Source organism: Streptomyces sp. NPDC088354 (assembly GCF_044753585.1).
Taxonomy (GTDB): Bacteria; Actinomycetota; Actinomycetes; order Streptomycetales; family Streptomycetaceae; genus Actinacidiphila.
In genome coordinates, this window is record NZ_JBIVNJ010000016.1 from 92,695 (window position 1) to 114,454 (window position 21,760).

General features: G+C 71.7%; 26 protein-coding genes. 22 read left to right on the forward strand and 4 right to left on the reverse strand.

All coding sequences use genetic code 11. The features are described 5' to 3' along the window. The first annotated feature begins 50 nt into the window (after window positions 1-50). From rimM to ACIP98_RS23420, 14 genes are all read left to right on the forward strand, one after another. A complete protein-coding gene (rimM, locus tag ACIP98_RS23355) occupies window positions 51-623 on the forward strand; it encodes a ribosome maturation factor RimM (RefSeq protein WP_319659721.1) in 573 nt (190 codons plus the stop codon). After that, window positions 623-1,432: a tRNA (guanosine(37)-N1)-methyltransferase TrmD gene (gene trmD, locus ACIP98_RS23360; protein WP_319659720.1), complete on the forward strand. Its 810-nt coding sequence runs from the start codon at window positions 623-625 to the stop codon at window positions 1,430-1,432. Before rimM ends, trmD begins: the two co-directional genes overlap by 1 nt. A gap of 133 nt (window positions 1,433-1,565) precedes the next feature. Continuing rightward, a complete protein-coding gene (gene rplS / locus ACIP98_RS23365; RefSeq protein WP_319659719.1) occupies window positions 1,566-1,916 on the forward strand; it encodes a 50S ribosomal protein L19 in 351 nt (116 codons plus the stop codon). Window positions 1,917-1,958: 42 nt separating this feature from the next. Continuing rightward, entirely contained in the window at window positions 1,959-2,597 is a 639-nt protein-coding gene (lepB, locus tag ACIP98_RS23370) for a signal peptidase I (RefSeq protein ID WP_319659718.1), read from the forward strand. Next, complete coding sequence (lepB, locus tag ACIP98_RS23375; protein ID WP_319659717.1) at window positions 2,590-3,726, forward strand: signal peptidase I; 1,137 nt, start codon at window positions 2,590-2,592, stop codon at window positions 3,724-3,726. Before lepB (ACIP98_RS23370) ends, lepB (ACIP98_RS23375) begins: the two co-directional genes overlap by 8 nt. After that, window positions 3,653-4,522: a signal peptidase I gene (lepB, locus tag ACIP98_RS23380; protein ID WP_401977754.1), complete on the forward strand. Its 870-nt coding sequence runs from the start codon at window positions 3,653-3,655 to the stop codon at window positions 4,520-4,522. Before lepB (ACIP98_RS23375) ends, lepB (ACIP98_RS23380) begins: the two co-directional genes overlap by 74 nt. 43 nt (window positions 4,523-4,565) lie before the next feature. Next, on the forward strand, window positions 4,566-5,339 hold the full coding sequence (lepB, locus tag ACIP98_RS23385) for a signal peptidase I (RefSeq protein WP_401977756.1): 774 nt from the start codon (window positions 4,566-4,568) through the stop codon (window positions 5,337-5,339). Window positions 5,340-5,341: 2 nt separating this feature from the next. After that, on the forward strand, window positions 5,342-5,824 hold the full coding sequence (locus tag ACIP98_RS23390) for an NUDIX hydrolase (RefSeq protein WP_401977758.1): 483 nt from the start codon (window positions 5,342-5,344) through the stop codon (window positions 5,822-5,824). Window positions 5,825-5,863: 39 nt separating this feature from the next. Continuing rightward, window positions 5,864-6,190, forward strand: coding sequence for a DUF2469 domain-containing protein (locus ACIP98_RS23395; RefSeq protein ID WP_018562949.1), 327 nt, complete (start codon window positions 5,864-5,866; stop codon window positions 6,188-6,190). 109 nt (window positions 6,191-6,299) lie between these two features. Next, window positions 6,300-6,674 (forward strand): YraN family protein, encoded by a 375-nt coding sequence (locus ACIP98_RS23400; protein ID WP_401977760.1) that lies wholly within the window; start codon window positions 6,300-6,302, stop codon window positions 6,672-6,674. Next, window positions 6,674-8,299: a YifB family Mg chelatase-like AAA ATPase gene (locus ACIP98_RS23405; protein ID WP_401977761.1), complete on the forward strand. Its 1,626-nt coding sequence runs from the start codon at window positions 6,674-6,676 to the stop codon at window positions 8,297-8,299. The genes ACIP98_RS23400 and ACIP98_RS23405 overlap by 1 nt, the downstream gene beginning before the upstream one ends. Then, complete coding sequence (gene dprA / locus ACIP98_RS23410) at window positions 8,299-9,531, forward strand: DNA-processing protein DprA (RefSeq protein WP_401977763.1); 1,233 nt, start codon at window positions 8,299-8,301, stop codon at window positions 9,529-9,531. The genes ACIP98_RS23405 and dprA overlap by 1 nt, the downstream gene beginning before the upstream one ends. A gap of 150 nt (window positions 9,532-9,681) precedes the next feature. Next, complete coding sequence (gene whiG / locus ACIP98_RS23415) at window positions 9,682-10,518, forward strand: RNA polymerase sigma factor WhiG (protein WP_319659709.1); 837 nt, start codon at window positions 9,682-9,684, stop codon at window positions 10,516-10,518. A 79-nt stretch (window positions 10,519-10,597) separates the two neighbouring features. Then, window positions 10,598-11,155 carry a helix-turn-helix domain-containing protein gene (locus ACIP98_RS23420; protein ID WP_319660045.1) on the forward strand — a complete coding sequence of 186 codons (558 nt, stop codon included), beginning with the start codon at window positions 10,598-10,600 and terminating at the stop codon, window positions 11,153-11,155. Here the strand turns inward: ACIP98_RS23420 and ACIP98_RS23425 are convergent. Further along, window positions 11,124-11,789, reverse strand: coding sequence for a murein hydrolase activator EnvC family protein (locus ACIP98_RS23425; RefSeq protein ID WP_401977765.1), 666 nt, complete (start codon window positions 11,787-11,789; stop codon window positions 11,124-11,126). The two genes, ACIP98_RS23420 and ACIP98_RS23425, sit on opposite strands and share 32 nt — an antisense overlap. Before the next feature lie 288 nt (window positions 11,790-12,077). Between ACIP98_RS23425 and rpsB the strand changes: the two genes are divergently transcribed. The 7 genes from rpsB to ACIP98_RS23460 all read left to right on the forward strand — a co-directional run bounded on the left by rpsB (window position 12,078) and on the right by ACIP98_RS23460 (window position 17,707). Beyond that, window positions 12,078-13,004: a 30S ribosomal protein S2 gene (gene rpsB / locus ACIP98_RS23430; RefSeq protein WP_401977767.1), complete on the forward strand. Its 927-nt coding sequence runs from the start codon at window positions 12,078-12,080 to the stop codon at window positions 13,002-13,004. 115 nt (window positions 13,005-13,119) lie between these two features. Next, a complete protein-coding gene (gene tsf / locus ACIP98_RS23435) occupies window positions 13,120-13,956 on the forward strand; it encodes a translation elongation factor Ts (protein WP_401977769.1) in 837 nt (278 codons plus the stop codon). Between the two features lie 164 nt (window positions 13,957-14,120). Continuing rightward, on the forward strand, window positions 14,121-14,891 hold the full coding sequence (pyrH, locus tag ACIP98_RS23440) for a UMP kinase (RefSeq protein WP_319659705.1): 771 nt from the start codon (window positions 14,121-14,123) through the stop codon (window positions 14,889-14,891). 142 nt (window positions 14,892-15,033) lie between these two features. Further along, window positions 15,034-15,591 (forward strand): ribosome recycling factor, encoded by a 558-nt coding sequence (frr, locus tag ACIP98_RS23445; RefSeq protein WP_319660044.1) that lies wholly within the window; start codon window positions 15,034-15,036, stop codon window positions 15,589-15,591. 161 nt (window positions 15,592-15,752) lie between these two features. After that, complete coding sequence (locus ACIP98_RS23450; protein WP_401977770.1) at window positions 15,753-16,745, forward strand: phosphatidate cytidylyltransferase; 993 nt, start codon at window positions 15,753-15,755, stop codon at window positions 16,743-16,745. An 83-nt stretch (window positions 16,746-16,828) separates the two neighbouring features. Beyond that, window positions 16,829-17,296, forward strand: coding sequence for a DUF1348 family protein (locus ACIP98_RS23455; protein WP_401977771.1), 468 nt, complete (start codon window positions 16,829-16,831; stop codon window positions 17,294-17,296). 87 nt (window positions 17,297-17,383) lie between these two features. Beyond that, entirely contained in the window at window positions 17,384-17,707 is a 324-nt protein-coding gene (locus ACIP98_RS23460) for a DUF6233 domain-containing protein (protein WP_319659702.1), read from the forward strand. Window positions 17,708-17,714: 7 nt separating this feature from the next. Here the strand turns inward: ACIP98_RS23460 and ACIP98_RS23465 are convergent, their stop codons facing one another. The 3 genes from ACIP98_RS23465 to ACIP98_RS23475 all read right to left on the reverse strand — a co-directional run bounded on the left by ACIP98_RS23465 (window position 17,715) and on the right by ACIP98_RS23475 (window position 20,276). Next, window positions 17,715-17,975 carry a hypothetical protein gene (locus ACIP98_RS23465; RefSeq protein ID WP_401977773.1) on the reverse strand — a complete coding sequence of 87 codons (261 nt, stop codon included), beginning with the start codon at window positions 17,973-17,975 and terminating at the stop codon, window positions 17,715-17,717. 235 nt (window positions 17,976-18,210) lie between these two features. Beyond that, window positions 18,211-19,476: an APC family permease gene (locus ACIP98_RS23470; protein ID WP_319659701.1), complete on the reverse strand. Its 1,266-nt coding sequence runs from the start codon at window positions 19,474-19,476 to the stop codon at window positions 18,211-18,213. A 146-nt stretch (window positions 19,477-19,622) separates the two neighbouring features. Further along, window positions 19,623-20,276: an HAD family hydrolase gene (locus tag ACIP98_RS23475; protein WP_401977775.1), complete on the reverse strand. Its 654-nt coding sequence runs from the start codon at window positions 20,274-20,276 to the stop codon at window positions 19,623-19,625. A gap of 331 nt (window positions 20,277-20,607) precedes the next feature. Here ACIP98_RS23475 and ACIP98_RS23480 point away from each other — a divergent pair, with 331 nt between their 5' ends. Next, complete coding sequence (locus ACIP98_RS23480) at window positions 20,608-21,585, forward strand: GNAT family N-acetyltransferase (protein ID WP_401977777.1); 978 nt, start codon at window positions 20,608-20,610, stop codon at window positions 21,583-21,585. The last annotated feature ends 175 nt before the right edge of the window (window positions 21,586-21,760 follow it).

Below are 21,760 nucleotides of genomic sequence, written 5' to 3' on the forward strand. Positions count from 1 at the left end.
GCCCCCGGCCCGAGCCGTATCCGACACGCAACGCACAGGAGCGCGAACAAGTGCAGCTGGTAGTGGGACGCATCGGCCGCGCCCATGGCATCAAGGGCGAGGTCTCGGTGGAGGTGCGCACCGACGAGCCGGAGTTGCGGCTCGCGCCGGGCGCGGTGCTGGCCACGGACCCGGCCTCGGCCGGACCGCTCACGATCGAGACCGGCCGCGTGCACAGCGGCCGGCTGATGCTGCGCTTCGCGGGCGTCAAGGACCGCACCGGCGCCGAGGCCCTGCGCAACATCCTGCTGATCGCCGAGGTCGACCCGGACGAGCGTCCGGAGGACCCCGAGGAGTTCTACGACCACCAGCTGATCGACCTCGACGTGGTCACCGTCGACGGGACCGAGGTCGGCCGCATCACCGAGATCTCCCACCTGCCCTACCACGACCTGCTCGTCGTGGAACGGCCGGACGGCAGCGAGGTCATGGTGCCCTTCGTCGGGGAGATCGTGCCCGAGATCGACCTGGAGCGGCAGCGGGCCGTCATCGACCCGCCGCCGGGCCTGCTCGACGAGGCCGAGGCCGAGACCGCCGGCAGCCGCGGCGAGGGTGACGGCGAGGGCGGGGCGGAGCCGGCGTAATGCGCATCGACGTCGTCACGATCTTCCCGGAGTACCTGGAGCCGCTGAACGTCTCCCTGGTCGGCAAGGCCAGGACGCGCGGACGGCTGGACGTACGCGTCCACGACCTGCGCGAGTACACCCACGACCGGCACAACACGGTCGACGACACCCCCTACGGCGGCGGCCCGGGGATGGTCATGAAGCCCGAGCCGTGGGGCGAGGCGCTGGACGCCGTCCTGGCGTCGGGCGAGGGCACGCCCGTGATCGTCGTACCGACCCCCAGCGGCCGCCCCTTCACCCAGGAGCTCGCGGTCGAGCTGTCGGAGAAGCCCTGGCTGGTGTTCACCCCGGCGCGTTACGAGGGCATCGACCGGCGCGTCATCGACGAGTACGGTGACCGGCTCGACGTGCGCGAGGTCTCCATCGGCGACTACGTGCTGGCCGGCGGCGAGGCCCCGGTGCTGGTCATGGTCGAGGCGATCGCCCGGCTGCTGCCGGGCGTGCTGGGCAACGCCGAGTCCCACCGCGACGACTCCTTCGCCCCCGGCGCCATGGCCGACCTGCTGGAAGGCCCCGTCTACACCAAGCCGCCGGTCTGGCGGGACCGCGGTGTGCCGGACCTGCTGCTCAGCGGCCACCACGGCAAGGTCGCCCGCTGGCGCCGCGACGAGGCCTTCCGGCGCACCGCCGCGCACCGCCCCGATCTGATCGAACGCTGCGACCCGGCGACGCTGGACAAGCACGACCGCGCGATCCTCGCGGCCCTCGGCTGGGCGCCGCGCGAGGACGGCCGATTTTGGCGAGCCCCCGAGGCCGTGGAAGAATAGGCGGCTGCCGCTCTGCGCCCGCCGCGCGCCCCTGCCACAGGGGGACACGACGCCCGTCCGACGCGGTGGCAGCCGTATCACCATCACTATGTCCGCCGATGACCTGTGGCATGGGCGAAGAAAGCAGACAGACATGTCCCACGTGCTCGACACCGTCGACGCCGCGTCGCTGCGCAGCGACATCCCGGGCTTCCGTCCGGGCGACACCGTCAACGTCCACGTCCGCGTGATCGAGGGCAACCGCTCCCGTATCCAGCAGTTCAAGGGCGTTGTCATCCGCCGCCAGGGTTCCGGCGTCCGTGAGACCTTCACGGTCCGCAAGGTCTCCTTCAGCGTCGGCGTCGAGCGTACCTTCCCGGTGCACAGCCCGATCTTCGAGAAGATCGAGCTCGTGACCCGCGGTGACGTCCGTCGCGCGAAGCTGTACTACCTCCGTGAGCTGCGCGGCAAGGCCGCGAAGATCAAGGAGAAGCGCGACAACTGAGTCCGCCCGGGCATATGCGGGGCCGTATAGGCTCTGCGCTCGATGGACACCGAGGTACCTCTTCCGGAGCGCGACCGCGCCGAGCCGGCCCCAGGGCCGGATGAGCGGTCGCGCTTCGGCGTACGTACACAGCGGTATGCGCTTCTCGTCGTGGCGTGCGCCGCCGTGATCGCCGCGGTCAACGTCTTCGTGGCGCAACCCTTCGAGATTCCCAGCGGGTCGATGGAGAACACCCTGCGATCCGGGGACCGGGTGCTGGTCAACAAACTGGCGTACCGTTTCGGCGGCGCCCCGGCCCGGGGGGACGTCGTGGTGTTCGACGGCGAGGGATCCTTCGTGCAGGAGTCCGGCAGGACCGACTACATCAAGCGGGTGATCGGTGTCGGCGGGGACCGGGTGACCTGCTGCGACCGGCGGGGCAGGATCACCGTCAACGGCCGCCCGCTGGACGAGACCTATCTTTATCCCGGCGACACACCGTCGCGGGTAGCGTTCGACATCGAGGTACCTGAGGGGAGGCTGTGGGTGATGGGCGACCACCGTGCCGACAGCCGCGATTCCCGCGATCACCTCGGTGACCCCGGAGGGGGCACGGTCCCGGTGGACAAGGTGATCGGCAGGGCCGAGGCCACCATCTGGCCGCTGGGCCGGCGCCGGTCGCTGGACGGCGCCCATGGGTAGCCGGGGACGGTCGGGAGAGGACCGGCCGGTCCGCGCGGCGTACCTGGGCGACGAGGCGGAGGCCGCGGGCCCGCGCAGGAGCGGCGGCCGCGCCGAGCGCCGCAGGCTGGCCCGGAAGGTCAAGCGCAAACGCCGGCGCTCCGCCGCCAGGGAGATACCGCTGCTCATCGGCGTCGCCCTGCTGATCGCACTGGTCCTGAAGACCTTCCTGCTCCAGGCGTTCGTCATCCCGTCCGGCTCCATGGAGCAGACGATCCGCATCGGTGACCGCGTGGTCGTCGACAAGTTCACCCCGTGGTTCGGCGCCAAGCCGCACCGCGGTGACGTGGTCGTCTTCAAGGACCCCGGCAACTGGCTGGAGGGCGAGCAGGCCTCCGGCGGCCAGGACCCCGTGGGGGTCAGGCAGGTCAAGGAGTTCTTCACCTTCATCGGCCTGCTGCCGTCCGCCGACGAGCAGGACCTGATCAAGCGGGTGGTCGCGGTCGGCGGCGACACGGTGAAGTGCTGCGACAAGGACGGCCGGGTCACCGTCAACGGCACCCCGCTCGACGAGCCGTACATCTACCCGGGCAATCCGCCCTCGGACATTAAATTCACGGTCAAGGTTCCGCCGGGCCGGCTGTTCGTCATGGGTGACCACCGCTCCAACTCCGCGGACTCCCGGTTCCACCTGAAGGACCCCGGTGACGGCACCGTGCCCGAGAGCCTGGTCGTCGGCCGCGCCTTCGCCGTGGCCTGGCCCCTTGGCCACTGGTCCGGACTGAAGGAGCCGACCACCTTCTCCACCGTCGCCGCACCGGCTCTCTCTGGCGCGTCTGCCGCCACCGCGAGCCATAGGGTGGCAACATCCAACAATCGGCAAGGAATGATTGCGCTCCCGCCTCCTGCGGAACTCCCGCTCGTTATGGGAGTCGTGGGCCTGCGCCGCATCTGGCGGCGCGGGCGGCAGCGTGGAGTGAGGAGTGGATGTGGGGGACCTGGTGGTCGGCGCAAGGTCCGGACGCGAGGAGCCGGAGGACCATGGGTCCTCGGCGGGCGCGACCGGCGAGGACGGGGTGAAGCCCGGCGACGGCGCGCACGCGGACTCCGGCTCGGGCGGCTCGGGCGGCTCCTCCGACGAGGCGGATGAGACGACGGACGGCGACGGCGGCCCGCCGCAGAAGCAGCGCTCGTTCTGGAAGGAACTTCCGCTGCTCATCGTGATCGCCCTCGTGCTCGCGCTGCTGATCAAGACGTTTCTGGTGCAGGCGTTCTCCATTCCGTCCGCGTCGATGGAGAACACGCTGCAGGAGGGCGACCGGGTCCTCGTCGACAAACTGACGCCCTGGTTCGGCTCGGAGCCCGAGCGCGGCGAGGTCGTCGTCTTCCACGACCCGGGCGGCTGGCTCGGCGAGACCGCGCCGGTCGACACCAACCCGGTCACCTCGGCGATCCAGAAGGTCCTCAGCTTCGTCGGCCTCATGCCCTCCGCCGAGGAGAAGGACCTGATCAAGCGGGTCATCGCGGTCGGCGGTGACACCGTGGAGTGCCAGGGCACCGGCCCGGTCAAGGTGAACGGCAAGGCGCTGGACGAGCCGTACATCTACCCGGGGAACACCCCTTGCGGCGACCGTCCCTTCGGTCCGATCAGGGTCCCCAAGGACCGGATCTGGGTGATGGGCGACCACCGCCAGGACTCCCTGGACTCGCGGTACCACCAGGACCTGCCGGGCAACGGCACCGTCTCCAACGACGAGGTCGTCGGCCGCGCGATCGTGGTGGCCTGGCCGATCGGGCGCTGGTCGACCCTGCCGATCCCCAGCACCTTCGACCAGCCGGGCATCAACGCGGCCGCCGCCGCGGGGCTGCCCGCCGCGGCGGGTGTCGCGGGCGCGGTGCCGCTGGTGCTGCTCCGGCGGCGCTGGCTGATCAACCAGGCGAAGTGACGGGGCTGCCCCGGATCCGTACCGCCGGGTAGGGTGCCGTCGCATGAGCACAGGCACACGCACGGGCACGCGTACGACGACGGGCGGCACGCGCGGGACGGGCGGTAAGAGCGGCGGACGGGCCGGAGCGATACTCTCCGGCCTGGCCGTGGCCCTTGGTTCCGTTCTCTTCCTCGGCGGTTTCGTCTGGGGCGCGATCCTCTACCGGCCCTACACCGTTCCGACGGGGTCGATGACCCCGACCGTGGACACCGGGGACCATATCCTCGCCCAGCGCATCGACGGCTCCGAGGTCCGCCGCGGCGACATCGTGGTCTTCGACGACGCGTTGTGGGGGGACGTCCCGATGGTCAAGCGGGTCGTGGCGGTCGGCGGCGACAAGGTCGCCTGCTGCGACAAGCAGGGGCGGCTGACCGTCAACGGCAAGCCGATCGACGAGCCGTACCTGCTCGACCCCAGGGCTCCGGCCTCGCCGACCGGCTTCTCGGCCACCGTGCCGAAGGACAATCTCTTCATGATGGGCGACAACCGCGCCACGTCGGAGGACTCCCGCGTCCGGCTCACCGACGCCGACGACGGCTCCGTGCCGCGCAGCGCGGTGAACGCCCGCGCCGACGCCATCGCCTGGCCCAGTGGCCGCATGGGCATGCTGCAGCGGTCCTCGGCCTTCGCCGGTCTGTCCGGGGACGGGCCGTCCGCCCCCGGTCCGCTGAAGGCGGTCGTGGCGGCGGCGGTGGGCGGTGCCGTGCTCATCTTCTGCGGGGCCGCGTACGGGCCGCTCGCGCGTGTGGCGGGCCGTCGGCGGACGGCGCGCTGACCATGGCGCGGCGGCGCGCGGCGCGGGTCATCCTCCTCGACCCCTTGGACCGGATCCTCCTGCTGCACGGCTACGAGCCGGACGACCCCTCGGTGACCTGGTGGTTCACCCCGGGCGGCGGGGTCGAGGAGGGCGAGAGCCTGGAGGACGCGGCACGGCGTGAGCTCGCCGAGGAGACCGGCATCACGGGTGCGAAGCTCGGGCCGGTGCTCTGGGAGCGCTCGTGCGCGTTCGACTTCGACGGGCGGCGCTGGGAGCAGGACGAGTGGTATTTCCTGGCCCGGACCGACGACACCCGATTCCATACCGCCGGATTGACGGAATTGGAGCAGCGCAGCGTCACGGGCCTGCGATGGTGGACCTGTGAAGAACTTCTCGGCACGCGTGAGACGGTGTACCCGACCAGACTCGCCGGACTGCTGGGCGTGCTGCTGGACGAAGGACCCCCTCTGTCCCCGATCCACCTGGGGACAGAGCGTGACTGACGCACAATGGGGGGACGTACGGCTGAAGGGGAACATGCCATGAGTGCCGAGGACCTCGAGAAGTACGAGACCGAGATGGAGCTCAAGCTCTACCGGGAGTACCGGGACGTCGTCGGCCTGTTCAAGTACGTGATCGAGACCGAGCGTCGCTTCTACCTCACCAACGACTACGAGATGCAGGTGCACTCGGTGCAGGGTGAGGTCTTCTTCGAAGTGTCGATGGCCGATGCGTGGGTCTGGGACATGTACCGACCGGCGCGTTTCGTGAAGCAGGTACGGGTGCTCACGTTCAAGGACGTGAACATTGAGGAGCTCAACAAGGCCGATCTCGACCTTCCGTCGGACGACTCCGGCTTCAACGGCTGAGCCGCGCCGGCTCGGGGCGGTCCGCTCGAGGGAAGTTATCCACAGGGCTCCGGCAAGATCATCTTTCGGGCACCACCTCCGTCACAGTGAGTGACGGAGGTGGTGTGACATGAACGCCCGAGGAGCATTCGGACGGTACGGCGAGGAACTGGCGGCGCGGTCCCTGACGGCGGCCGGGATGACCGTGCTGGAGCGCAACTGGCGCTGCCGGCACCGTGAGCGCCACGGCGAGATCGACATCGTGGCGGCCGACGGCGACGCCGTGGTCGTGTGCGAGGTCAAATCGCGGACGGAGGGCGGCCCCGAGCATCCGATGGCCGCGGTCACCGCGCGCAAGGCCGAACGGCTGCGGCGGCTCGCCGAGTGCTGGCTGGCCGACCACGGCGGGCCACCGCCGCCGGGCGGGGTCCGCATCGACGTGGTCGGCGTGACCCTGCCCGAGCGGGGCGCCGCCCGGGTCGAGCACGTACGGGGGGCCGCCTGATGGGATTCGCCCGTACGTGTTCGGTGGCGTTGCTCGGCGTGGAGGGCGTCGTCGTCGAGGTGCAGGCCGATTTGGAACCCGGCGTGGCGGCGTTCACGCTGGTGGGACTGCCCGACAAGAGCCTGAGCGAGAGCCGTGACCGGGTCCGCGCGGCACTCGTCAACAGCGGCGAGACCTGGCCGCAGAAGAAGCTCACCGTCGGTCTGAGCCCCGCGTCCGTCCCCAAAGGCGGAAGCGGCTTCGATCTCGCCGTCGCCTGCGCCGTGCTCGCCGCCAATGAGCGGGTCGCCCCCGAGGACATCGCCGATCTGATGATGATCGGCGAGCTGGGCCTCGACGGCCGGGTCCGGCCCGTGCGCGGGGTGCTCCCGGCCGTGCTGGCCGCCGCGGAAGCCGGTTACCGGCACGTGGTGGTCCCCGAGCGGACGGTGGCGGAGGCCTCGCTCGTGCCGGGCGTCTCGGTGCTCGGGGTGCGCAGCCTGCGGCAGCTGATCGCGCTCCTCAACGACGAACTGGCTCCCGAGGAGCCCGAGGACCCGGGCGAGGGGCGCCCCGACCCGATGCTGGCCGGACTCGCGCTGCTCGGCGCGGGACACGGCACGGGGCTGTCCGACGCCGGGACACCCGACCTCGCCGACGTCGCCGGGCAGGGCACGGCCCGCACGGCCCTGGAGGTGGCGGCGGCCGGCGGCCACCACCTGTACCTCAAGGGCCCGCCCGGCGCCGGCAAGACCATGCTCGCGGAACGCCTGCCCGGACTCCTGCCGCCGCTGACGCGGCAGGAGTCGGTCGAGGTCTCGGCCGTCCACTCGGTCGCCGGCATCCTGCCCGCGGGCAAGCCCCTGGTCGACGAGCCGCCCTACTGCGCCCCGCACCACTCGGCGACGATGCAGTCCCTCGTCGGCGGCGGCAACGCCCTGCCGCGCCCCGGCGCGGTATCGCTGTCCCACAAAGGCGTGCTCTTTCTGGACGAGGCACCCGAGTTCAGCGGCCAGGCGCTCGACGCGCTGCGGCAGCCGCTGGAGTCCGGCCATGTCGTCATCGCCCGCGCCGCCGGCGTCGTACGTCTTCCGGCGCGCTTCTTGCTGGTCCTGGCCGCGAATCCCTGCCCCTGCGGGCGGTACGGCTCGCCCGGCGGCATGTGCGACTGCACGCCCAGCATGGTCCGCCGCTACCAGGGGCGGTTGTCCGGGCCGCTGCTGGACCGGGTCGACCTGCGTGTGGACGTCGAGGCGGTCAGCCGCGGTGAGCTGATGGGCAGCACCGCCGGAGCCGAGAGGACGCACACGGTCGCGGCACGGGTGCGCGAGGCACGGGAACGGGCCGCCGCGCGGTACGCGGGCACCCCCTGGCGGATCAACAGCGAGGTCCCCGGCCACGAGCTGCGGACCCGCTGGTCCGTCGCCCCGGGCGCCCTGCGCGCCGCCGAACGGGACATGGAGCGCGGCCTGCTCACCGCCCGCGGCCTCGACCGTGTGCTGCGGGTCGCCTGGACCGTCGCCGACCTGGCCGGCCGGGACCGGCCCGACGGCGCCGACATGGAACGTGCCCTGGAACTGCGCACCGGGGTCCGCCGCGGCCTCGCGACAACGACGGCGACTGCGACCGCGACGGGAGGCCGTTGATGGCCGGCACGCTCTTCGGCACCGACGACACGCTCGACGAACCCGTCCCCGGGGACGAACCGCCCCCGACCGACGAGGAACGCCTTGCCCGGGCGGCTCTCACGGGCGTCGCGGACCCCGGCGACGAGATCGCCGGGCGCTGGCTGCGCGAGCTCGGCCCCGTGGAGACGCTCAGGGCCCTCGCGGCCGGCGACGCGCTGCCCGGGGCGAGCGAGCGGCGGAGGGCGGGCTACGCCCTGCGGGCGGCCCGCGTCGACCCGGTGCGGGACCTGGCCGCGGTCCGGGCCATGGGCGGGCGCTTCGTCTGCCCGGGAGACACGGACTGGCCGAGTCAACTGGACGACCTCGCGGACGAGCGGCCGTTCGGGCTGTGGACGCGGGGGCGGCCCTCCCTGCGGATGTGGGCGCTGCGCTCGGTCGCCGTCGTCGGCGCCCGCGCGTGCACGTCGTACGGCTCGCACATGGCGTCCACCCTCGGTGCGGAGCTCGCCGAGGCGGGCTGGGTCGTCGTGTCCGGCGCCGCGTACGGCATCGACGGTGCGGCGCACCGCGGGGCGCTGTCCGCCGGTGGCGCGACCGTCGGGGTCGTCGCGTGCGGGGTGGACGTGGCCTATCCGCCCGGTCATGCCGAGTTGATCGGACGCATCGCCGAACAAGGTCTGCTCATCAGTGAATTGCCGCCCGCATCGCATCCGACGCGGTCGCGGTTCGTGCTCCGCAATCGCGTGATCGCGGCGCTGACCCGCGGCACGGTCGTGGTCGAGGCCCAGTACCGCAGCGGATCGCTGATCACCGCCCGCCGCTCCCGTGAGCTGGGACGCTTCGTCATGGGCGTGCCCGGACCCTGCACGTCGGCACTGTCGCAGGGGGTGCACGAACTGCTGCGCGCGGACGCCGTGCTGGTGACCGGCGCCGCCGATGTGGCCGATCTCGTCGGCCGGATCGGACAGGATCTCGCGCCCGAGCGCCGTGGGCCCCTGCTGCCGCACGACCTGCTGCCGGCGGAGACCGCGCGGATCCTGGAGGCGCTGCCGGGAGGCAGAGCCGGCGCCGAGTGCGCGGCGATCGCGGCGGCCGCCGCTTGCACCCCCGACGAGACTCTCGGCCGGCTCCTGGAGCTGCACGTTCTCGGCTTTGTGGAACGTGACGGCCCGCGCTGGAAGTTGGCGGAAAACCATCTGAAGGAGGGGTCCGCGCCGACACGCTCTGCCGGTGAACACACCATCAGGTGACAGGACGGTTCTTGACCTGGGACCTCCGGGATGGCGAGGTTATGGGGACGCCGCATCGTCGCGGTCTGCGACCTCGTCGTCACGCTACGCTCAAGGAGGTCCGAGTCCCGTCCGCCCCGCAGGTCACAGCAGAACGGCTCAAATCCACGCATGCACCCGCACACCCCCGGGTCAGACCGCGCGACGGCGGCGACCACCGTCACCGGTTCCCCCCGGCCTCCCGGCCCCACCACGCTCGACGCGCTGTGGCGGACCTACAAGTCCACGGGGGACACACGCCTGCGTGAGCAGTTGATCCTGCACTACTCGCCCCTGGTGAAGTACGTGGCCGGGCGCGTCAGCGTGGGTCTGCCAGCCAACGTCGAGCAGGCGGACTTCGTCTCCTCCGGGGTCTTCGGGCTCATCGACGCCATCGAGAAGTTCGATCCCGAGCGCGCGATCAAGTTCGAGACCTACGCGATCACCCGCATCCGCGGCGCCATGATCGATGAACTGCGTGCCCTGGACTGGATCCCCCGCTCGGTGCGCCAGAAGGCCCGCGCCGTGGAGCGCGCCTACGCCACGCTGGAGGCCTCGCTGCGGCGTACCCCCAGCGAGCCGGAGGTCGCCGCGGAGATGGGCATCGCGCTGGAGGAACTGCACGCGGTGTTCAGCCAGCTCTCGCTCGCCAATGTCGTCGCCCTGGAGGACCTGCTGCACGGCGGCGTCGAGGGCGGCGACCGGCTGAGCCTCGTCGACACCCTGGAGGACACCGGCGCCGACAACCCCGTCGAGGTCGCCGAGGACCGCGAGCTGCGCCGGCTGCTGGCCCGGGCGATCAACACCCTGCCCGAGCGCGAGAAGACGGTGGTCACTCTCTACTACTACGAGGGGCTCACACTCGCCGAGATCGGACAGGTGCTCGGGGTGACCGAGAGCAGGGTCAGCCAGATCCACACCAAGTCCGTGCTCCAATTGCGCGCGAAACTGGCCGACGTCGGCCGATGACGCGCGTTGCCGACGGGAGGGCACGGCCGCCGCGCGGCTTCCGTACAGTGGTGCCGTGCCCAAGATTCGAGCGGCCTCGGTGGCCGAGCACAGGTCGATGCAGCGCGACGCCCTGCTGGACGCCGCACGAACCCTGCTCTCCGAGGGCGGTACGGAAGCGCTGACCTTCCCCGCCCTCGCCGAGCGCACCGGACTGGCCAGGTCCTCGGTCTACGAGTACTTCCGCTCGCGCGCGGCCGTCGTCGAGGAGCTGTGCCGGGTCGACTTCCCCGTGTGGGCGGCCGAGGTCGAGGCGGCGATGGCGGCGGCCGACAGCCCCGAGGGCAAGATCGAGGCCTATGTGCGCAGCCAGCTCGCCCTCGTCGGGGACCGCAGGCACCGCGCGGTGGTCGCCATCTCCGCCGGTGAGCTCGACGCGGGCGCCCGTGAGAGGATCCGCGCCGCCCACGGCGGCCTGATCGCCATGGTCGTCGACGCCCTGGGCGCCCTGGGCCACCGCGAACCCCGGCTCATCGCCATGCTGCTGCAGGGCGTCGTCGACGCCGCCGTGCGCCGCATCGAACTGGGCGCCGCCGAGGAGCCGGACGCCATCGCCGACGCCGCGGTCACCACGGCCCTGCGCGGGGTCCTCGGCTGACAGCGGGCGCCGCGGTGCCCTCCGGCATCCGCCCTCCCTCCGTCCCCTCGGGAAGCGGTACACCGAACACCGGCAGCAGCCGGGACGGTCCGCCGCGCAGCATCGCGTCCGGCAGCAGCGACAGCGGATCGAGATAGAACTCCCCGCGCAGCAGCCCCCAGTGCAGGCAGCCGCCCGGGCAGTGCCACGGTCCGTCCGCGAGCACCCCGACCACCTGGCCCGCGCGGACCTCCTCGCCCACCGCGACCGTCGCCCGAACCGGCTGGTACGTGATCCGCATGCCCTCCGCGAGCCGGATCACCACAATGCCGCGCCCCGCGACCGACCCGGCGTACGCCACGCGCCCGGGCGCCGCCGCGCGCACCGGTGCGCCAGGGCCGGCCCGCAGATCCACCCCGCGGTGCCCCGCCGCCCACCGCACCGGCGGGGGGTCGAAGCCCCGCTCCACCACCGGTCGGCGCGCCCCGTCCGCCGCCGCCACCGGCCACGCACGGTCAGCCGGGACGCCGCCCCGGTCAGCCTGGTCACCCCGGTCACCCTCGCGCACGACGGCGCTCACCGGCCCCGTGAGCCCACCGAGCCACGTCGTCACCGCGAGGTACACCGTCACCACGAACACCGTCGATCTCGTCATGCCCCCACGGTGACGGACCCCGCCGCGAAGAGATGATCATGGTCGCGGCCTGTGGACAACCAGCCCCGGCCCGCACCCCGCAGGCACGATGTCGCCCGCGGCTCCGGCGGTCCCGTACACTTTCCATGGCGATCCGGGTCACCGGGTCGACTTCGCACGCCCCGCCACCGTCCTCCCCGTGAGCGGTGGACGCGCTCCTCGGTCCCTTGTGGCATGGCGCGTTCGGGGCGTCAGGCGCGGCCGCCGTCCGGCGGCCGCTCAGAACCGAGTACATCTAGGAGTACGGCCATGGCCGTCGTCACGATGCGGGAGCTGCTGGAGAGCGGCGTCCACTTCGGGCACCAGACCCGCCGCTGGAACCCGAAGATGAAGCGTTTCATCTTCACCGAGCGCAACGGCATCTACATCATCGACCTGCTCCAGTCGCTGTCGTACATCGACCGCGCCTACGAGTTCGTCAAGGAGACCGTCGCGCACGGCGGCTCCATCATGTTCGTCGGCACCAAGAAGCAGGCGCAGGAGGCCATCGCCGAGCAGGCGTCCCGCGTCGGCATGCCCTACGTCAACCAGCGCTGGCTGGGCGGCATGCTCACCAACTTCTCCACGGTCTACAAGCGCCTGCAGCGCCTGAAGGAGCTCGAGGAGATCGACTTCGAGGACGTGGCCGCCTCCGGCCTCACCAAGAAGGAGCTCCTGGTTCTCTCCCGTGAGAAGGAGAAGCTGGAGAAGACTCTCGGCGGTATCCGCGAGATGCAGAAGGTGCCCAGCGCCGTCTGGATCGTGGACACCAAGAAGGAGCACATTGCCGTCGGTGAGGCGCGCAAGCTCCGTATCCCGGTCGTCGCGATCCTCGACACCAACTGCGACCCCGACGAGGTCGACTACAAGATCCCGGGCAACGACGACGCGATCCGCTCCGTCACCCTGCTCACCCGCGTGATCGCCGACGCCGTCGCCGAGGGCCTCATCGCCCGCTCCGGCGCCGGTGCCGCCACCGGTGACAAGGCCGAGGGCGAGCCGCTCGCCGCCTGGGAGCGCGAGCTCCTCGAGGGCGACAAGGCCAAGTCCGACGAGTCCGCCGCCGAGCCGGCCGCCGCTGAGGCCGCTCCGGTCGAGGCCGCCACCGAGGCGCCGGCTGCCGAGGCCGCCCCGGCCGAGGCCGCTGCCGAGACCGTCGAGGCGCCGGCCGCCGACGCGGACGCCGAGCAGGCCTGAGCCTCGCCCGCCTTCCGATGCGTGTGAGGACGGCGGGGGCTCCGGCCCCCGCCGTCCGTCCGTAGAACCGCCGGACTCACCGGATTCACCGACTTCCGAGAAGAGACTGACAGACATGGCGAACTTCACCGCCGCCGACGTCAAGAAGCTCCGCGAGCTCACCGCCGCGGGCATGATGGACTGCAAGAAGGCGCTCGAGGAGGCCGAGGGCGACCTGGACAAGGCCGTCGAGATCCTCCGGGTCAAGGGCCAGAAGGGCGTCACCAAGCGCGAGGGCCGCTCGGCCTCCAACGGCGCTGTGGTGTCCTTGATCGCCGGTGACAACAGCGAGGGTGTCCTCGTCGAGCTGAAGTGCGAGACCGACTTCGTCGCCAAGGGTGACAAGTTCGTGGCCGCCGCCGACGCCATCGCCGCGCACGTCGCCGCCACCAAGCCGGCCGACCTGGAGACCCTGCTCTCCTCCGAGATCAAGGACGGCCAGTCCGTCCAGGCCTTCGTCGACGAGGCGAACGCCACCCTCGGCGAGAAGATCGTCCTGGACCGCTTCGCGCAGTTCACCGACGGTTTCATCGCCTCCTACCTGCACCGCACCAGCCCGGACCTGCCCCCGCAGGTCGGCGTCCTGGTCGAGCTGGACAAGGCGAACGCCGAGGTCGCCAAGGACGTCGCGCAGCACATCGCCGCCTTCGCCCCGACCTTCCTCTCCCGCGAGGACGTGCCGGCCGATACGGTCGAGAACGAGCGTCGCGTCGCCGAGGCCACCGCCCGCGAGGAGGGCAAGCCCGAGGCCGCCCTGTCGAAGATCGTCGAGGGTCGCGTCAACGGCTTCTTCAAGGAGAACGTCGTTCTCGAGCAGGCCTTCGCCAAGGACAACAAGAAGACCGTTCAGAAGGTCCTCGACGAGGCCGGGGTCACGCTGAAGCGCTTCGCCCGCTTCCGCGTCGGCGTCTGAGCGTCCGAACCGCGCAAGCGATTGACCGGCGACCCCGCTAGGGTCGTACGCAGCCTGCCGTTCACCGGCGGCCGGCCGCAGTTGTGACGAGGAGGCCATTGCTACAGGGAACGATCACGAACCCTCGGCAATGGCCTTCTTCGTACGTGCACGAGGAGATCTCCATGGATCAGGGTGCCGACAAGGCCCACAACACCAACGGCGACGGCTCCAACACCCAGCGCCGGTACCTGCTCAAGCTCTCCGGCGAGGCTTTCGCCGGCGGCGGGGGACTGGGTGTCGACCCCGACGTCGTGCACAAGATGGCCCGCGAGATCGCGGCCGTCGTCCGCGAGGGCTACGAGATCGCGGTCGTCATCGGCGGCGGCAACTTCTTCCGCGGCGCCGAACTCCAGCAGCGCGGTATGGACCGGGCACGTTCCGACTACATGGGCATGCTCGGCACCGTCATGAACTGCCTCGCCCTCCAGGACTTCCTGGAGAAGGAGGGCATCCAGTCGCGCGTGCAGACCGCGATCACCATGGGGCAGGTCGCCGAGCCCTACATCCCGCTGCGAGCCGTGCGCCACCTGGAGAAGGGCCGCGTCGTCATCTTCGGCGCCGGTATGGGCATGCCCTACTTCTCCACCGACACCACCGCCGCGCAGCGCGCCCTGGAGATCGACGCCCAGGCGCTGCTGATGGGCAAGAACGGGGTCGACGGGGTCTACGACTCCGACCCCCGCAAGAACCCCGACGCCGTCATGTTCGACGCGCTGGAGTACGGCGACGTCATCGCCCGCGACCTGCGCGTCGCGGACCTGACGGCGATCACGCTCTGCCAGGACAACAGGCTTCCGATCCTCGTCTTCGAGCTGCTCGCGGAGGGCAACATCGCGCGGGCCGTGAAGGGTGAGAAGATCGGCACGCTCGTCAACGACACGGGCACCCGCTGACGGACGACGCCGGCCGCAACCCGGCCGGCGATCCGCCCGGAACGGGGATGGACAACAGGCTGCCGGTCGGACACCGTGCAGGGAAGACGCGCGCAGGGGCCCCTACTAGATGGCTCCGCCTTCTGAAGACCAGGAGCACATGGTGATTGAAGAGACCCTCCTCGAGGCCGAGGAGAAGATGGAGAAGGCCGTCGTGGTCGCCAAGGAGGACTTCGCCGCGATCCGTACCGGCCGTGCCCACCCGGCGATGTTCAACAAGATCGTGGCGGACTACTACGGTGCCGCGACCCCGATCAACCAGCTGGCCTCCTTCGCGGTACCCGAGGCGCGGATGGCCGTGATCACTCCCTTCGACAACTCGGCGCTGCGCAACATCGAGCAGGCCATCCGGGACTCCGACCTCGGTGTCAACCCGACCAACGACGGCCGGATCATCCGGGTGGTCTTCCCGCAGCTGACCGAGGAACGCCGCAAGGAGTACATCAAGGTCGCCCGCGGCAAGGCGGAGGACGCGCGGATCTCCGTGCGCAGCGTGCGCCGCAAGGCCAAGGAGACCCTCGACAAGCTCGTCAAGGACGGCGAGACGGGCGAGGACGAGGTGCGCCGGGCGGAGAAGGAGCTCGACGACACCACGCACAAGTACGTGGCGCAGATCGACGAGCTGCTCAAGCACAAGGAATCCGAGCTGCTCGAGGTCTGAGCCCCGACGTCTGACTCCGGCCCCGGGGCCGGAACCGGCCGCACCGGGCCCGCGGGCCCGGGCGCCGCACCTCGGCCGCTCCGTGCGCCGACCCAGCTCCTCCACCCACCCACCCCACCTCCGACCGACCCGGACCGGACGAAAACGCGAGGCGAATCTCCGTGAACGACTCTTCCTGGGGGGCTTCGCCACGCGCCGGCTCCTGGGGAGGCGAGGACGAAGGGGCCACTCGTATGAGCGGCCCCTTGTTCCGCGACGACGCCCCCGAACCGGCGGATCACTCCGCGCGGCCCGACCGCTCCGCGCCGCAGCCGGCGGCTCCGGGCGGACCCGCGAAGAAGAGCGCCGGGCGGAACCTGCGCGCCGCGATAGGGGTCGGCGTCGGTCTCGGCGTCGTCATCCTTGCCTCGCTCTTCATCGTCAAGGCCATCTTCGTCGGTGTCGTCGCGGCGGCTGTCGTGGTGGGGCTGTGGGAGCTGACCTCCCGGCTCGCGGAGCGCAAGGGGATCAGGGCTCCGCTGATCCCGCTCGCCGTGGGCGGCGCCGCCATGGTCGTCGCCGGCTACGCCCGCGGTGCGGAGGGCGCGTGGGTGGCGATGGCCCTCACGGCGCTCGCCGTCCTGGTCTGGCGGATGACCGAGCCCCCGGAGGACTACCTCCGGGACGTCACGGCCGGCGTCTTCGCCGCCTTCTACGTACCGTTCCTGGCCACCTTCGTGGTGATGATGCTCGCCGCGCACGACGGTCCGTGGCGGGTCTTCGTCTTCCTGCTGCTGACCGTCGTCAGCGACACCGGTGCGTACGCGGTGGGATGGCGCTTCGGCACGCACAAGCTGGCCCCGCGCATCAGCCCCGGCAAGACCCGGGAGGGACTGGTCGGGGCCGTCGCCTTCGCGATGGCCGCCGGTGCGCTGTCCATGGAGTACCTGATCGACGGGGGCCACTGGTGGCAGGGCCTGCTGCTGGGCCTCGCGGTCGCGGCGAGCGCCACCCTCGGCGACCTCGGCGAGTCGATGATCAAGCGTGATCTCGGCATCAAGGACATGGGCAAGCTGCTGCCGGGCCACGGCGGCATCATGGACCGCCTCGACTCCCTCCTGCCGACCGCTCCGGTGGTCTGGCTGCTCCTGGTGGCGTTCGTCGGCTCCGGCTGACGCCCCGCTCCGCGCGGATGCGATCAACAGCGTCCTGGGGTGGACTTGATCGATCCCCTGGACGTCGATCCGTAGGAGCGAGCATGGCCGCCAAGCCCCTGGTACCGCCCTTCACGCGGGAGAGCGCCATCGCGAAGGTGCGCATGGCCGAGGACTCCTGGAACTCGCGCGACCCCGCGAAGGTGGCGCTCGGCTACTCGCCGGACAGCCGCTGGCGCAACCGCGCGGAGTTCGTCAACGGGCGGGACGAGATCGTCGCGTTCCTGACCCGGAAGTGGAACCGCGAGCTCGACTACCGCCTGATCAAGGAACTGTGGGCCTTCGACGGCAACCGCATCGCCGTACGCTTCGCCTACGAGTGCCACGACGACTCCGGCAACTGGTACCGCTCCTACGGCAACGAGAACTGGGAGTTCGACGACCAGGGCCTGATGCGCGTCCGCCATGCGTGCATCAACGACCTGCGCATCGACGAGTCGGACCGGGCCTACCACTGGCCGCTCGGACGCCGCCCCGACGATCACCCGAGCCTGTCCGACCTGGGATTCTGAGTCGCGCGGGACCCGCCGCCCCGGGGGCGCGCCGGCGCGGCGGACCCGCGCTGGCCGGGCGGTCCCCGTGCGGCTAATCTCGAACGTGTGTACGAACTGCCATCGGATCCGGAACGTCTGCGGGTGATCCGCCTGTATCTCCAGTTGCAGATCGACGCCGTGGACGCCCGGATCCGGAAGGCGGAGGCGGGTATCCGCCCCCAGCGGCGCCCCGCGGCCGCCCGGGCCTGGCGCCTGCAGAGCGTCGCCGACCCCCGGGGCGGCCCCGGCCGCGGCGTCGTCCACCGCGACGACTGCCGCATTCGCGGTGGGGGCCGGCTCAGCGCCAGGGAATTCGAGATCGCCCTCGGCATGCCGGATGTCACCGCGTGCACGATCTGCCGGCCGGACCGCCACGCCGCCAGGCCCTGACGGGGTACTACGCGGCCGGTACCTCCCGGGCGCGGCGCTCCGACGCGACGGCCGCGGCGCCGGCGCACACGGCCGCGCCCAGGGCGAAGCACGCGGCGGCCGGGTTGACGTGGTCCGGCACCGACGCGGCCGCGTAACTGCCGCCGTCCTCCGCCTCGATGACGTCTCCCGCGACGTGCAGCAGGCCGCAGGTGTACATCGCGACCGCGCAGGCGCCCAGCAGCGCCGCGCCGGACCTGAGCCGCACCTCGCGTCCCGCGCCGCGCACCCCCGACCGGCCGAGGGTGCCGAATCCGTAGCCGGCCAGGGCGAGGACGCATACGAGGCCGGCCGGGACGAGGAGCAGAAGGACCGTCGGGCGAGTCCATCAGTGCGGGATCCGGGCGGCTGTGGCGGAGCCCATAGTTCCGGCAACAGGACTGTCACGGTGTGCGGTCCTGAACGGGCGCCACACGGTGCGGTGTTGGGCGCGCCCCGGGACGCGGGGGTCGCGGGCGGTTCCGTCAGGCGCGACGGGTCGCCGCCTTGCGCAGCCCGTACACGGCAGCGCCGGCGGCGATCACCGCGGCGCCGGTCAGGACGGAGGCCGGGGGGAGCGCGAAGGCCAGCACGAGGCAGCCGGCCGTGCCCGCGATCGGGACGACGCGGGCGGGACGGCCCTCGGCGGCGGTCAGGGTCCAGGCGGAGGCGTTGGCGACGGCGTAGTAGGCCAGCACGCCGAAGGAGGAGAAGCCGATCGCGCCGCGCACGTCCGTCGTGGCGGCCAGGACGGCGACGACCGCGCCGACGGCGAGTTCGGCGCGGTGCGGGACGTGGAAGCGGGGGTGGACGGCGGCGAGGGCGTGCGGCAGGTGCCGGTCGCGGGCCATCGCCAGCGTGGTGCGCGAGACGCCCAGGATCAGGGCGAGCAGCGAGCCGAGCGCGGCCACCGCCGCGCCGGCCCGCACGACGGGCGCCAGCGCGGGCATCCCGGCCGATCGCACGGCCTCGACCAGAGGGGCGGCAGTGCGGGCGAGGCCGGCGGGGCCCAGGACGAGCAGGACGGACACGGCGACGGCCGCGTAGACGACCAGGGTGATGCCGAGCGCCAGCGGGATCGCGCGGGGGATGGTCCTCGCGGGGTCGCGGACCTCCTCGCCGAGGGTGGCGATGCGCGCGTACCCGGCGAAGGCGAAGAACAGCAGCCCGGCCGCTTGGAGTACGCCGCCGAGGCCGGCGTCGGCGCCGACGCCGAGGCGGGCCGCCTCGGTGGTGCCGGAGGTCAGGCAGGCGGTGATCACCGCGGCGAGCACCGCCAGGACCACCGCGACGATCGCCCGGGTCAGCAGCGCGGACTTCTGCACCCCGGCGTAGTTCACCGCGGTGAGCCCGACCACCGCGGCGACCGCGACCGCGTGGGCATGGTCCGGCCAGACGTAGGAGCCCACGGTCAGGGCCATCGCCGCGCAGGAGGCGGTCTTGCCGACGACGAAGCCCCATCCGGCCAGATAGCCCCAGAAGTCCCCGAGCCTCTCCCGCCCGTACACATAGGTGCCGCCCGACTGCGGATAGCGGGCCGCCAGCCTGGCCGAGGAGGTGGCGTTGCAGTACGCCACCACCGCCGCGAGGGCGAGGCCGAGCAGCAGCCCGGACCCGGCCGCGGAGGCGGCCGGGGCGAGAGCCGCGAAGATCCCGGCACCGATCATCGATCCGAGCCCGATCAGCACGGCATCGGCCACGCCCAGGCGCCGCTTCAGCTCTCCGGTGCCGGTGGTGGCCGACGTGCTCATCACTCACTCCCAGTCCGCCGCTGCCCGAGCCGGCCCGTGTCGCAGTACCGGCGCACGATATCCGCAGAAGGTGGACGGCTCCTGACCACGGGATCGCGGTGGCGTGACGGTCGGCGCGTCCCGCCCCGGCCAGGGCGAACCTCCGCCTACGCCGGCCCCAGCAGGCGCCGTGCGGCGTCCGGCACATGTGTCAGGGCGTGCACGAGAACAGTGGGACCCGAGCTCTCCAGAGCGGGCCCGGTGTACCCCCACGCCGCACCGATCGACGGGACACCGGCGGCCGAGGCTGCCGCGATGTCACTGGGGCTGTCCCCCACGAAGCAGGCGCGGCCAGGCGGCACGCCCAAGCGGTCGAGAGCGAGCAGGATGCCTGCCCCCGAGGGCTTCGGCTCCGCGTCGCCCCAGCCGACCACCACGGAGAAGTACGACGAGATCTCCTGAGGGATCATCCATGCGACCCGGCTGCGGGGCTGCATGGTCACCACCCCGATCTCCGTGCCCGCGGCGGCGAGGTCACGCAGAACCTCGACCGCACCGGGGAAGGGCGACGCGTTCCGCATGGCCACGCCCAACGCCACTTCCCACGGTGTCCCGAACGCGATCTCCTGATCGACCACGCCGAGATGCGCCAGGAGTTCGTCATGGCGCAGGTGATCGAGATCCGCGGGCAGTTCGCCCTCGTCGAAGGGCTTGCCCAGTACGGCGCCGGCGACTCCGAGGACCGCCTGCCGCACGGCACGCCGGCTGTCCAGCAGGACGCCGTCAAGATCGAAGAGAACGGCCGTCGGGGAACTGCTCACTGTGTGAATCCGCCACTCGCAACAAGACCGCCCGGGCACCGGCCGTCCGAACAGGAACTCTCCGGGGACGGCGATGCGCGGGTCGGCAGCAATCGAAGTACATGCGAGCATATGGCGGGCCGCCCGGCGGGCCGCGACCGGGCCGGTACGGGTCCGAACGCCGCCCGGTCCTGGCATGCATCACGGCTCTGCCGTGCCCGGCCCGACGACGGCGGTGAGGGCCGTCGCGTCGCCGGCCGGAGCAGGGTCCCGGGAGTGTGCCACCGCGCCTCCGGTCCTCGTCACGAAAACCGAGCGACACCGTGCGGTGGGTGTCACTACCGTCGGCCGGATGGACGAGGAATCCACCAACCTGACGTGGCGACCGCTCACCATCGGGGACGCGAAGGCGTCGGCCGACCTCCTCAAGGCCATGGAGGCCGCAGACAGGACCGGCGAGCACTACGACGAGGAGGACACTCTCCAGGAACTGGTGGATCCCTACGCGGACCTGGAGCGCGCGAGCCTCGCCGCCTTCGACGGCGACGTGATGGTCGGCTACACGAAGGCCGTGTACAAGCCGACCGCCGAGGGGACACACCGGGTCATGGTCGACGGCGGGGTGCACCCGGACTACCGTCGCCAGGGCATCGGCACCGTGTTGCTGAAGGCCGGGACGGCGGGCGCGAAGGCGTTGCACGCGCTGCATCACCCGACGCTGAAGCTCGTGGTGGAGGCCCAGCAGTGCGAGCACATCCCCGGCGCGGCCGAGCTCTTCCGCTCCCAGGGGTTCGCGCCGGCCCGCTACTACCAGTCCATGGAGCACCCGCTGCGCGGCGAGATCCCGGACACGGCGATCCCCGACGGGCTGCGGGTCGAGCCGTGGTCGGAGCAGAACGACGAGGAGTTCCGGATGATCCGGAACGAGGCGTTCAAGGACCACTGGGGTACCGTCCCGGTGCCCGCGGACGCCTGGAAAAACAAGATCACCAACCACAGCTTCCGGCCCGAGGTCAGCTTCCTGCTCCGGGACGTGGCGAACGGAGCCCCGGCGGGCATGCTGGTGACCATGTCGTGGGACGCCGACACAGCGGCCACCGGCGTGCGCGAGGCCTACTTCATGCTCATCGGGACGCTCCGGGAGTACCGCAGACGCGGCGTCGCCGGCGGGCTGATCGGTCACGCGCTGCGCCGCGCCGCCGACCAGGGCTACGGGAAGGCGAGCCTGAGCGTGGACTCGGCGAATCCCAGCGGGGCGTTCGGGATCTACGAGAAGGCCGGGTTCGAGCCCAAGGACCGGTACGTACGGTGGGCGCTCGACGTCCGGTGACCGGGAAGGCTCGGTGTCGCCGGGATTGTCGCCCGTCGGCCTCCGGCGACACGTCTTCCGGCGCGCCGCACGCAGTCACCAGGTGAAGGCCGGACTCGACGTCCGGACGAGGCGCCGCCCCGGCGGAGGAGGGACGCCCGAGGGTGACGGGGGCCTCACCAGGCCGAACCGGGCG